At 71.9% G+C, this 12,014-nt stretch carries 11 protein-coding genes; 7 read left to right on the top strand and 4 right to left on the bottom strand.

The window, feature by feature from the left end; genetic code table 11:
* Positions 1 to 10 precede the first annotated feature (10 nt).
* The 3 genes from AB0924_RS33905 to AB0924_RS33895 are packed head-to-tail and all read left to right on the top strand — an operon-like array spanning position 11 to position 2,488.
* Positions 11 to 607 (top strand): DUF5998 family protein, encoded by a 597-nt coding sequence (locus AB0924_RS33905; RefSeq protein WP_199212309.1) that lies wholly within the window; start codon positions 11 to 13, stop codon positions 605 to 607.
* Positions 607 to 1,797 carry a nucleotide pyrophosphatase/phosphodiesterase family protein gene (locus AB0924_RS33900; protein WP_358936628.1) on the top strand — a complete coding sequence of 397 codons (1,191 nt, stop codon included), beginning with the start codon at positions 607 to 609 and terminating at the stop codon, positions 1,795 to 1,797. Before AB0924_RS33905 ends, AB0924_RS33900 begins: the two co-directional genes overlap by 1 nt.
* A 40-nt stretch (positions 1,798 to 1,837) precedes the next feature.
* Entirely contained in the window at positions 1,838 to 2,488 is a 651-nt protein-coding gene (locus AB0924_RS33895; RefSeq protein WP_358936626.1) for a thymidine kinase, read from the top strand.
* Between the two features lie 37 nt (positions 2,489 to 2,525).
* On the opposite strand, the gene AB0924_RS33890 is transcribed toward AB0924_RS33895, so the two are convergent.
* From AB0924_RS33890 to AB0924_RS33880, 3 genes are all read right to left on the bottom strand, one after another.
* Positions 2,526 to 3,401, bottom strand: coding sequence for a PhzF family phenazine biosynthesis isomerase (locus tag AB0924_RS33890; protein WP_366913515.1), 876 nt, complete (start codon positions 3,399 to 3,401; stop codon positions 2,526 to 2,528).
* A 473-nt stretch (positions 3,402 to 3,874) separates the two neighbouring features.
* Positions 3,875 to 4,090, bottom strand: a complete 216-nt coding sequence (locus tag AB0924_RS33885; protein WP_358936624.1) for a DUF397 domain-containing protein — start codon at positions 4,088 to 4,090, stop codon at positions 3,875 to 3,877.
* Complete coding sequence (locus AB0924_RS33880) at positions 4,087 to 4,986, bottom strand: helix-turn-helix transcriptional regulator (protein ID WP_358936743.1); 900 nt, start codon at positions 4,984 to 4,986, stop codon at positions 4,087 to 4,089. The genes AB0924_RS33885 and AB0924_RS33880 overlap by 4 nt, the downstream gene beginning before the upstream one ends.
* A 152-nt stretch (positions 4,987 to 5,138) precedes the next feature.
* On the opposite strand from AB0924_RS33880, the gene AB0924_RS33875 reads away from it, so the two are divergent.
* From AB0924_RS33875 to AB0924_RS33865, 3 genes are all read left to right on the top strand, one after another.
* Positions 5,139 to 5,675, top strand: coding sequence for an ATP-binding protein (locus AB0924_RS33875; protein ID WP_358936622.1), 537 nt, complete (start codon positions 5,139 to 5,141; stop codon positions 5,673 to 5,675).
* 144 nt (positions 5,676 to 5,819) lie between these two features.
* Positions 5,820 to 6,002, top strand: a complete 183-nt coding sequence (locus AB0924_RS33870; protein WP_358936620.1) for a hypothetical protein — start codon at positions 5,820 to 5,822, stop codon at positions 6,000 to 6,002.
* Positions 6,003 to 6,470: 468 nt separating this feature from the next.
* Complete coding sequence (locus AB0924_RS33865) at positions 6,471 to 9,923, top strand: AAA family ATPase (RefSeq protein WP_366913514.1); 3,453 nt, start codon at positions 6,471 to 6,473, stop codon at positions 9,921 to 9,923.
* 21 nt (positions 9,924 to 9,944) lie between these two features.
* On the opposite strand, the gene AB0924_RS33860 is transcribed toward AB0924_RS33865, so the two are convergent.
* A complete protein-coding gene (locus AB0924_RS33860; protein WP_366913513.1) occupies positions 9,945 to 10,736 on the bottom strand; it encodes a VOC family protein in 792 nt (263 codons plus the stop codon).
* Positions 10,737 to 11,050: 314 nt separating this feature from the next.
* Here AB0924_RS33860 and AB0924_RS33855 point away from each other — a divergent pair, with 314 nt between their 5' ends.
* Positions 11,051 to 11,902 carry a sulfurtransferase gene (locus tag AB0924_RS33855; RefSeq protein ID WP_358936614.1) on the top strand — a complete coding sequence of 284 codons (852 nt, stop codon included), beginning with the start codon at positions 11,051 to 11,053 and terminating at the stop codon, positions 11,900 to 11,902.
* Positions 11,903 to 12,014 lie beyond the last annotated feature (112 nt).

Genomic DNA, 12,014 nt, shown 5'->3' with positions numbered 1-12,014 from the left:
ACGGATTAGGATGGACGCCATGGCCAAGACCAGTACGACGACCCAGGGGCTGCGCGCGGCGATCGAGCGCAGCGGCTACTACCCGGCCCTCGTGGCCGAGGCGGTGGAGGCCGCCGTGGGCGGCGAGCCCATCCGGTCGTACCTGGTCCACCAGGAGACGACGTTCGACCAGAACGAGGTGCGCCGGCACGTGACCGTGCTGGTCCTCACCGGCAACCGCTTCATCGTCAGCCACACCGACGAGCAGGCCGCCGACAGCACCTCCCCGACGCCGTACGCCACCACCTCCACGGAGTCCGTGAAGCTCGGCCGGATCTCGTCCGTCGTGGTCAGCCGGGTGGTCGCCAACCCGGAGCAGTACAAGCCGGGCACCCTGCCCCGCGAGATCGTGCTGACCATCGGCTGGGGCGCGGTCAGCCGCATCGACCTGGAGCCCGCCGCCTGCGGCGACCCCAACTGCGAGGCCGACCACGGCTACACGGGCAGCTCCACGGCGGACGACCTCAGCCTGCGGGTGAGCGAGGCGGGCGACGGCCCCGAGACGGTGCGCCAGGCGCTCGCCTTCGCACAGGCCATCTCCGAGGCGACCGCGGACCCCACGCGCTGATGGCGCAGATCTCCGCCTGGGACCACCCGGAGCCACTCGCCCTGGACACCGCGCCGCTGCCCCAGTACGGCAGCGGCTCGCTCGCCGACCTGCTGCCCACCCTGGCCGCGGGCCTCGGCGTCCCCGGCATGACCGCCACGATCGGGGAACTGACCCCGGCCGACCGGGTCTGCGTCTTCCTGGTCGACGGGCTCGGCTGGGAGCAGCTCAGGGCGCACCCCGACGAGGCCCCCTTCCTGAACTCGCTGCTCGGCAGCTCGCGCGGCGGCACCGGCCGCCCGCTCACGGCCGGCTACCCGGCCACCACCGCGACCTCCCTGGCCTCCGTCGGCACAGGCCTGCCGCCCGGCGCGCACGGCCTGCCCGGTTACACCGTGCGCAACCCCGCCACCGGCGAGCTGATGAACCAGCTCCGCTGGCAGCCGTGGGCCCCGCCGCGCCCCTGGCAGCCGTATCCGACGGTCTTTCAACTGGCCCACGACGCCGGAGTGCACGCCGCCCAGGTGTCCTCGCCGGCCTTCGCGAGCACCCCGCTGACCAAGGTCGCGCTGAGCGGCGGCACCTTCCACGGCAGGCTCACCGGCGAGGACCGCATGGACCTCGCCGCCGAACAACTGGCCGCCGGCGACCGCTCGCTGGTGTACACCTACTACGCCGAGCTGGACGGCGCCGGGCACCGCTACGGCGTCGCCTCCGACACCTGGCGCGGCCAGCTCATGAACGTCGACCGGCTCGCCCAGCGCCTCGCCGAGCAGCTTCCGCCGCGCAGCGCGCTGTACGTCACCGCCGACCACGGGATGGTCGACGTGCCGTTCGACGAGGAGCACCGGATCGACTTCGACGAGGACTGGGAGCTGGGCGCCGGCGTCGCCCTGCTCGGCGGCGAGGGCCGGGCGCGGCACGTGTACGCGGTGCCGGGCGCCGAGACCGACGTGCTGACCGTCTGGCGCGAGGTTCTCGGTGAGCAGTTCTGGGTGGCCTCGCGGGACGAGGCGATCGAGGCCGGCTGGTTCGGGCCGCGCGTCGACGAGCGCGTGTACGCGCGGCTCGGGGACGTGATCGCGGCCGCGCACGACGACGTCCTGATCATCGCCTCCGAGCGGGAGCCCAAGGAGTCGGCGCTGGTCGGCAACCACGGCTCGATGACCCCCGCCGAGCAGCTCGTCCCGCTGCTCGAAGTACGTTCCTGAATCCCCCTGCCCGTCCCCGCCGAAAGGTGCTCATCCCCTCATGCCCGAGCTGGTGTTCTTCTCCGGAACCATGGACTGCGGGAAGTCGACGCTGGCTCTGCAGATCGAGCACAACCGCTCCACGCGCGGCCTCGTCGGCGTGATCTTCACCCGGGACGACCGCGCGGGCGAGGGCAAGCTGTCCTCGCGGCTCGGCCTGGTCACCGACGCGGTGGAGGTCGAGGACGGCCAGGATCTGTACGCCTACCTCGTCGACCACCTCTCCCAGGGCGGCCGCGCGGACTACGTGATCGCGGACGAGGCCCAGTTCCTCGCGCCGGAGCAGATCGACCAGCTCGCGCGCGTGGTGGACGACCTGGGCCTGGACGTCTACGCCTTCGGCATCACCACCGACTTCCGCTCCAAGCTCTTCCCCGGCTCCCAGCGCCTGGTGGAACTGGCCGACCGCATAGAGGTGCTGCAGGTCGAGGCCCTGTGCTGGTGCGGCGCCCGCGCCACACACAACGCCCGCACGGTGGGTGGCGAGATGGTCGTGGAGGGCGCCCAGGTGGTCGTCGGCGACGTCAACCACGCGGCGGGCGAGATCGGCTACGAAGTGCTGTGCCGCCGCCACCACCGCCGCCGCATGACCGCCGCGACGTCCCGCGCGGCGGCCCTGTCCCCGGACGTCCTGCCGGTCACGGCGGACTGACCCCGACCGGGAGGCGAAGCGCCTCCCCGCCGGCGCGTCAGCCGATGCGAGCCCCGGCGCCGCCGACCCGGACGCGCGGGTCGCCCGCGCGCAGCGTCACCGTGAGCTCGCCGGAGCGGCCCAGGTCCTCCCCCTGGTGCAGGGTGAGGACGGCGTCCTCGGGAACCAGGCCCAGCTCACGGGCGTACGCACCGAACGCGGCGGCCGCCGCGCCGGTCGCGGGGTCCTCGACGACGCCGCCGACGGGGAACGGGTCACGGACGTGGAAGACGGCGGCCGACTCCCGCCACACCAACTGCACCGTGGTCAGGTCCAGGCGGTGCATCAGCGCTTCGAGGCGCGCGAAGTCGTACGCGAGGTCCGCGAGGCGGGCGCGGGTCGCCGCCGCGAGAACGAGATGGCGGGCACCGGCGAACGCGATCCGGGTCGGGAAGGCCGGGTCGAGGTCGGCGGCCGGCCAGCCGAGCGCGGCGAGCGCCTCCGCGAGGTCGGCACCGGCGATCTCCTCGACGTGCGGCTCGACACTGGTGAGCGTGGCCCTGACCGTTCCGCCCTCCTCGGTCACCTCCACCGGCACGGTTCCGGCGCGCGTCGCGAACACCAGCTCCCCGGGGCCGATCTGCTCGGCAAGCGCGACGGCGGTCGCGACAGTGGCGTGCCCGCAGAACGGCACCTCGGCCTTGGGACTGAAGTAACGGATGCCGTACGCCCGCCCCTCCCGGCCGCCCAGGCCCTCCGGAGGCGCGGTCAGGAACGCGGACTCCGAGTACCCGAGGTCGGCGGCGATGGCCAGCATGTCACCGTCGTCCAGGCCGGTGGCGTCCAGCACGACGCCGGCCGGGTTACCGCCGGCGGGGTCACTGGAGAAGGCGGTGTAGCGCAGCACCTCGGGCCGCGGCGCATTTGTCGTCATGCTCGCGGCAACATGGGCGAGGCATGGCCTATTCCGCGAGTGACCTGACGGGGGCGGGCGCCCGCCCGTGGGCGGGGACCCGCAGAGGCCGTGTCGCGGACCCGGCGGCCATCGGCTACGTGGCGTCCGTCCGGAGGTCGTCGTCCCGGTCGGTCGCCAGTGCGGTCGGCAGTGGCATCCCGTACTTGTCGCACAGGAAGCGGGTCTGGCAATACCGCGCTGGGCGTCGGCGGCGACCCTGCCGAGGACCGCGGAAATCATGCCGGCACCGATGGCGCGCAGTCCGGTCTCGCCGGTGGTGGCGAGGTAGCCGGTGCCTACCTTGTCGGCGGCGACGGACTCCTCCGCCAGATGGAACACTTCGCCAACGAGTGGTCCGTGAACGGGGTCCCGGAGGACTGAGCGGACATCTGCCTACGCGAGAGCCCTGCCGTTCGACAGAAACCGACAGGGCTCTTCCGGCCGTTCGAGCGTCAGACGCCCCGCTCCGACGAGGCCAGGCCGACGAACCCTGCCCATGCCTCACGCGAGACCGAGAGGATGGGCCCCGCGACGACCTTGGAGTCACGGACGTGCACGACTGCGGAACCCGGCGCGACCTCCACACACTGACCGCCCTCGGTCCCGCTGTAGCTGCTCTTGAACCAGGCGAGGCCGGATGTTGCGGTCGCGGACTCAGCGTTGTTCATAGCGTCCCCAGCAACCCTTCAATGAACTTCTTCGACTCTCGCGGACTGAGAGCCTGTGATCGGATGATCCCATAGCGGGCCGAGGCGAGAGCTGTCTGTTCCGGGTCGGTCTCAAGAGCGCTGGTCGCATGTGTCTCGGCGTACACGAATTTCTTGCCGTCCTTGCGGGTGACCACTGTGAAGGGTCCGTTCACGCCTGCGTTTTCCTCGCATTCGGTCGGCATGACTTGGATCTCGACGTTCTGCTTCTGACCGACGAGGAGAATGAGCTCCAGTTGTCCGCGCAGTACGCCCTCGCCGCCGTAGCGATGCCGCAAGACCGCCTCGTCCATCACGAAGCTCAGCAGAGGAGCGGACCGCCGATCGAAGATGTCCTGCCGAGCCAGCCGAGCGGTCACCCGCTGCTCGACCGTTTCCGGGTCCAGCGGCGGGCGCCGCATGGCGAGCAGCGCCCTCATGTATTCCTCGGTCTGGAGTAGTCCGTTGACCACGTGGGTGTCGTACATGAGGAGCTCAAGGCACTCCTTCTCCAGCACCGCCATCCCCTGGAAGAACACCGGATACTGAGCCCGTTCCACCTGGTCCTTCCACAGGCACAGCAACCCGCCCGCCCCCAGCACCTCATCCGCGCGCTCGATCGTCCGGGGCGACGGGATCCTCCGCCCCTGCTCGAACGCCGCGACCGTGGACGCCGAGTAGCCGAGCCGCCTCCCGAACTCCTCGCGCTCCAGGCCCTCCCGCAGCCGTAGCGTCTTCAGGGTCTGCCCGAACGCGACCACGACCCCGCGCCCGGCCTCGTCCTCCGGGCGCCGCCCGGCCGCGTCGTCGTTGTCCCAGCCGTCCCCGAGACTCACGACCGGCCCGGTCTCCGCCCCCGCGTCCTCGCGCTCCGCCATGTCCGCCATCACCGCCTCCTCGACCCAACGCCCCCGCAGGGAACGCCGTTACGGCGCACAGCGCCTACGCCCCCCGACACCGCGCGTACAGGCGCGCTCTGTCGCTGCGTCACCGCTGGTTACGCTACGCGACCAACGGCACTGTGATCGGCATGACGGCAAAACCCATCAATCGCACCGCCATCGCCCAACCCACCATCCCGCACGCCCTCTTAAGCCCCGGCGCCACCAGCACCTCGCCCCCGGAGCACACCTTCGAGATGCGCTTCACCTCCACACCCCGCGGAGCCCGCCTCGCCCGCCGCCTGGCGGCCGTCCGCCTGGACGGGTGGGGGATCCCGTATGGCACCGACGCGCATGACGCGGTCGTACTGATCGTCGCTGAGCTCACCGCGAACGCCGTGCGGCACGGACACGTCCCCGGCCGGGACTTCCACCTGCGCCTCCACGCCCCGCCCCACGACCGCGTCCTGCGCGTCGAGGTCACCGACACCCGCGGCGAACGCCTTCCCCGTCGCCCCGCCGTTCCGCAGGGCGCAGCCGACACCGAGGAAGAGGCCGGCCGGGGGCTGCTTCTCGTATCGCAGCTCGCCGCCCGCTGGGACTGGCACCCGCGCCCGGACGGTCCGGGCAAGACCGTCTGGGCGGAGTACGTGTTCGCGGCATCACAGCGTCAACCAGGCTGCTAACACGGGTTATCGACCGCTCCACACCTAAGCAGCCCAGCCCGCTCCTACGGTTCCATCCGTCGACAGGTACCGGCGGCCCCACCGCCCCCGGCCTGTCGGTGCTCGCCCCTTCCGCACCAGTACGGAAACCACGGGAGACACCACATGGACGCGACGGAACCGGACCCCACCCACGTCCTGCCGCTGCCCGACCTCGTCGAGGCCCGGTTGGCCGCCGACACGAAGCTCAGCGTGGCCGCGAAGGCCCTCGTCCGCGAGGCGCTCGGTGGCTCCGAGGGTGCCTGCACCACGGTGAGACGACCGCCGTCGAAGCCAAGCTGGCCATAGAGGGCGACCCGTCGCCGAGCACCCTCGCCCGTACCTGGACCGGTGACGCCTTCACCGACTCACGGGCCGTGCTGAAGCGGCCGGGACAGGGCGTCGTACCGCCGGAGCAGTCCGGCTGGGAGCAGACGATGCGCGCCCACCGTCCGTTCCTGTCGTACGCCGACCTCGGCAACATGATCAGCGGCAAGCCGTCCGAGTCACGCCCAGGTGTGCGCCTGGCAGGCGACCGTCGCAGCACTCGTCATGGAACTCGCCGCGCCCGTGGGCACCGTGGCCTTCCCCCAGCAGAAGGGCGTGCGGCAGGCGCCGCGCGACGAGACGCCGACGGAGGCCGACGTCACCCTCCATGCGGTGACACCGAGAACAGGGACTGTGCCTCCGGCAACTGACGAGACGTGATAATTCTGTGAAGGGGACCGGACGCCATGCGTCCGGTGCGGCCGGAGGGCCGTGAGGGAGGGGAAGTACATGGGAGCACCCGCGCGCAAGGAAATCATCGCCTTGGAGCAGAAGAAGGTGGATTTCGCCTACGACTGCTATGAGGCCCGGCTGGCGCAGATGACCGGCGACTTCGTGGCCAAGGCATCGGCCAGCGGAAAGGACAGTGTCGTCAACCGGATCAAGGCCGAGGAACAGGCGGCCGCCTACGGCGGCCTAGGGGGCGAGAGCCTGGTCATCGGCCGCGTCGACGTCAGCGCTCCCCACCAGGAGGTCGAGACCTGGTACGTCGGGCGCCGAGGGGTCTCGGACGACGAGAGCAACCGAGTCGTCGTGGAGTGGACCAACCAGCTCGCCAAGACGTGGTTCGACGCATCGCCGGAGTCGCCCGGAGACGTGGTGCTGCGGCGCCGTCTGATCTGCTCGCAGCGGGTCGTCGACGACTACACCGACGACATCGCATCAGCGGTTCCCGCACCGGCGACACAGACACCGGACAGCTCGGTTGCCGTACCGGGTACCGCGGCGGACGCACCCGGCAAGACCGACGCGGCCGCTCGCCGGCCGGCCGTCCGGAGCGGGTCGGCCGGTGGGGCAGAGAAGGCCGCGCCGGAAACCGCAGGCCGCCCGGGACCCACCCCCGGCGACATCGCCCGCATCCAGCGGCGCAAGCCCCAGCAGCCGGACGACCTCCTGCTGCGTGACCTGCAGCGCTCGCGCAGCGGCCGCATGCGGGACATCGTCGAGACGATCCGGCGCGACCAGATGGCACTCGTCACCGAGGCGCCCTCCGAGATTCTGGTCGTGCAGGGCGGCCCGGGAACGGGTAAGTCCGCGGTCGGTCTGCACCGCGTGACGTGGCTGGTGAACAACGACCACTTCAAGGCGCGGGACATCCTGGTCATCGGCCCGCACCAGCGATTCCTCGAGTACGTCGGCCAGGTCCTGCCCACCCTGGGCACCCGGGACGTCAACGCCGTGCAGCTGTCACGCCTGTGGGACGGTGACATCCGGGGCACGGACAGTGCGCGTACGCGGCTGGTGAAGTCCGACGAGCGCATGGCCGCCGTGCTGCGGCGACGTGTCGAGAACGAGTACCGCCCGGGGGCTCTCGACGACCTCACCACGCCACCCTCCTTCGAGGGGGACGAGCCCGCGTTCGTCGTCACCGCTGCCGGCACGACCCTGCGTGTGGTGCGCTCGGAGATCCTCACCGCCCTCGAGGAGGTCCGGCAGGGCGGAGGGTCCTATCGCGAACGGCGCGACCGTTTCCGCGGACTCGTCGTCGACCTGCTCCTGCGCGAGCTCGTCGCCGTCGCACCACGCCGTAGTCGCGACCACACGATCCGTCGTGAACTGGAGCGCAACCGGCGGGTGGAGCGCCTCATCGAACGCGTCTGGCCGTCGCCCGGCCCGGCGGAGGCCCTGCGCACCCTCTACGACTCCCCGCAGCTGCTGCGGGCCTGCGCCGAGGGCATCCTGGAGGACGTCGAGCAGGATGCCCTGCAGCGCCCCCGCGCGGCCAAGGCGGACGAGGAGCCGTGGACGCTCGACGACCGCGTCTGCCTCGAAGAACTCCGGTACCTCATCGCGGGCGAGACTCCGCGCCATTACGGACACGTCATCATCGACGAGGCCCAGGACCTGACGCCCATGCAGGCCCGTTCCCTGCGGCGCCGTCTCGCGGCCGGCGGTTCCATGACGGTGCTCGGCGACCTCGCACAGGCCACCGGCCCTCACGCCTACACCGACTGGGACCGCCTCGGCACGCTTCTCTCCGACCACGGAGACTGCAGGCTTGCCGAACTGAACACGAGCTACCGCGTTCCCGCCGAGATCATGCGCTTTGCCGCGCCACTGGCCCGCGCCGTCGCACCCACGCTGCCGTACCCGGAGGCGGTTCGTGCGGCCGGGGACGACGCCGTGCGACTGGTCGAGACCGAACCGGGCTCGCTCGTCGCCGAGACGATCGCCCATATCGGCCACCTGACCGGCACCACCGACGTCCAGAACCTCGTGCGTTCCGTGGCTGTCATCGTCCCCGACGATTACGAGGCCACCGGTGAGATCGACCGCGGACTGGACGAAGCCGACGGCATCACGGCCGAGGAGCGCCAGGCCATCACCGTGCTTCCGGCCTCGCAGGCCAAGGGCCTGGAGTTCGACCACGTCCTCGTCGTCGAACCGTCGGCCATCGCGGGCCACGAACCAGCCGGCCTGCGCCTGCTCTACATCTCCCTGACCCGAAGCACCCAGAGCCTCACGATCATGCATTCATCTCCTCTTCCAGCGGTGCTGACCGGCGCCGACGACCGCCCCGAGCCGTTCCCGACCCCGCCCTCGGAGGGCGCGGAAGCGGCCGGCACCCTCGAGATCGGCGCAGAGCTCCGGGTGCGGGTGGTCTCGATCAGCGGAGGCCGGTACAAGGCCGAGGCCGTTCAGGGTGCCCACGCGCTCCCGTTGTACGTGGCCGTGCGCAAGGACGCCGTGGCGCCGGCCATCGGAACCGAACTGGACGTGTGGGTGATGCGCCGGACGGCGAACGCCACCTTCGTCACACCCGATGACTCCGGCCGCCAGCCCATCTCCCCGACCATGCTGAGGCGCTATCTGGACGCTGTCGGTGTCGTGGACGAACTGACCCGCGCCGCGGCCCCGGACGACGCCCGCGCCAGGGTCTCGGAGCTCAAGGGCATGGCGACCCGCTGCATGAAACTCGACCAGCGCGACTGGCTGGACGTGTGGCGCGTTCTCGGCTCCCCCGACAAGGCGAGTCTCGGCCGCCTGCAGAACCTCGCCGTGAGCACCAACCACGCTTTGAAGGCGGGGACGTTCGACCCGGACCTGTTCCGGGCCGAGCTGGCGAGCAGCGGATGGGCCGACGCCCTGACGACCGCGCGGAAGGTTTTGGAGGAACGCGTGGCCGTCGTGGAAGGCCAAGTGGCTCTGCCGGAAGTCACCGAGGTCGAACCTCAGATCGGCATCACTCAGACCGACATCACGCAGACCGCAGAGTCCGAAGAGAAGGAGCCCGGTTCCATGGCCACCGTCGCCCAGAGTCCCCAGCAGGCCGGGGACCTGCTCCACCACCTGGAAGAGGCTGTCACCGCCGACCGGAGGTGCAAGACCCACGAAGCGGTGCGTCTCGAACTGATGGCGGCTCTGCTGCGAGCCGACCTGCAGCCCGAGAACTCCGCGCTCGTGGACGTCAGCTGCGTCACCGAGCAGGGGCTTTCGCTCTACGAGGTTCTCGGCGCCGGCCAGTCGTCCCACGCCGAACTGCGTGCGGGAGCGGCCCGGCTCCTGGAGATCGAGTACGCCCTGTCGGCCAAGGGCGACCGCCGCTACCTCGTGCTGTCCGGGCCGCCCGGGGAGGCCTGGTCCGCCCAGGCCGTCCGGGACGTGTTCGGTGTCGACGTCATCTGGCGGACGCCGGCAGGCTGGGACGGAAACGAGGCGAAGGCGGCCCTGGGCGGCGAGTAGGGGCGCCGGGCGGCCAGGGCGTCAGCTCGGATCCTCGACCACAGAGAACACCGCCCCCTCCGGGTCCGCCACCGTGGCGACCCGGCCGTGCGGGCTGTCGTGGGCCGGGTCCAGGATCCGGCCGCCCAGTTCGGTGACCTGAAGCAGCGTTTCCGCGGTGTCGGCGACCTGGAAGTACGTCAGCCAGTGGGCGCCCCGGTCGCCGGGCAGGGCATGGCCCAGGCCGCTCAGGCCGGCCACCGGCCGGCCGCCGGCGCGCAGGGTCACGTGGTCGGAGTCGGCGGAGATCTCCGGCTCCTCCTCGTAGCCGAACACCGTCTCGTAGAACTTGGCCACGGCGGTGGTCTCGAAGGTGAGCAGCTCGTTCCAGGCGGGGGTGCCCGGGACGCCGCTGATCGACGTGCCGAGGTGGGCCGCGCCCAGCCAGATGCCGAACACCGCCCCGGAGGGGTCGGCGGCGATGGCCATCCGCCCGGCCTCGGCCGCGTCCAGCGGGCCCACGGCCACCGTGCCGCCGCACAGGCGCACCTGGTCGGCCGTGGCGTCCACGTCCCGCGAGGCGAAGTACGGCGTCCAGGCGACCGGCAGCCGGCGGTCCGGGGGCAGGTGGCCGATGCCGGCCACGTCGTGGCCGTCCAGCAGCGCCCGCACATACGGGCCGAGCTGCTGCGGGCCCGGCCGGAACTCCCAGCCGAACAGCGTCCCGTAGAACCTCTCGGTCGCGGCCAGCCCGTGCACCATCAGGCTCACCCAGCAGGGTGTGCCGGGCGCGCGCCGTGCGTGCGGGCCGGCCGACCCCCGTGCCTCGGTCATCGATCACTCTCTCCCCGGCCCTCACGGGGGCCGTGTCGCTTCCGCTTGCCGGAAGGGGTGTGCCGCCCACGCGCGCACACCCGTGCCGGTACCCGCGTCCTCCGGGGTGCCGCACGCCGGGCCGCGCCGACCGCCCGGGGCACCGGGGAAGGATGTCCGCTCCGCCGTCTCCCGTCGCTTCCTGACGATGGCCGGCGAGTGTCCGACAGTTGTACAGCCTGTGCCCGATCCCGTACGCCGGGTGATCGGACCTGTCCGGCGGGAGAGTAGCCGGACCTGGACGCCGGGGCCACCCCTGACGTAAGGATGACGCCATGACAGCCATCATCAGCGCGACCGAACTGGCTCACGAGATCGAGGGGGAGACCCCGCCCGTCCTGCTGGACGTCCGCTGGCAGCTCAGCCTCGCGAAGGCGGCGGGCGAACCGGAGTTCGACGGCCGGACCGAGTACGCGGCCGGGCACATCCCCGGCGCGGTCTTCGTCGACCTGGACCGGGAGCTCGCCTCTGCCCCCGGGGAGGGTGGCCGCCATCCACTGCCCGATCTCGCGGAGTTCGGCGCGGCCATGCGCCGCGCGGGTGTGTCGGCCGCCCGGCCGGTCGTCGTGTACGACGGCGGGGTGGGCTGGGCCGCCGCGCGCGCGTGGTGGCTGCTGCGCTGGACGGGTCACCCGGACGTGCGGTGTCTCGACGGCGGGTTGCCGGCCTGGCAGGGCCCGCTGTCGACCGGGACGCCCGAGCCGGCCGAGGGCGACTTCCGGCCCGCGCCCGACCCCGCCGGGCTGCTGGACGCGGACCAGGCGGCCGCCCTGGCCGGCTCGGGCGTACTGCTGGACGCGCGCGCGGGGGAGCGGTACCGCGGTGAGGTGGAGCCCATCGACCGGGTCGGCGGCCACATTCCGGGCGCGGTGTCGGCACCCACGACCGAGAACGTGGGCCCGGACGGCAGGTTCCTGTCCGCGACGGACCTGCGGGACCGCTTCAAGGCCCTGGGGGTGTCCACGGACGTTCCGGTGGGCGTCTACTGCGGCTCGGGCGTGTCGGCCGCCCAGGAGGTGCTGGCGCTCGCGGTCGCGGGCATTCCGGCGGCCCTGTACGTCGGTTCCTGGTCGGAGTGGTCCTCGGACCCGTCCCGTCCGGTGGCGGTGGGCCCGGACCCGCGGTAGGCGACGAGAAGTGGGGGGCCCGGCGGCCTCGACCGCCTTGGCGGACTCGGTCTTGGCGGCCGCGGTCTCCTTGGCGGCCTGCCGGCCCGCTTCCTTCGCCTGCTCGGCCAGT

The sequence above is a fragment of the Streptomyces sp. NPDC047869 genome (assembly GCF_040704065.1).
GTDB lineage: Bacteria > Actinomycetota > Actinomycetes > Streptomycetales > Streptomycetaceae > Streptomyces.
This window is presented reverse-complemented; position numbering and strand designations above follow the sequence as displayed.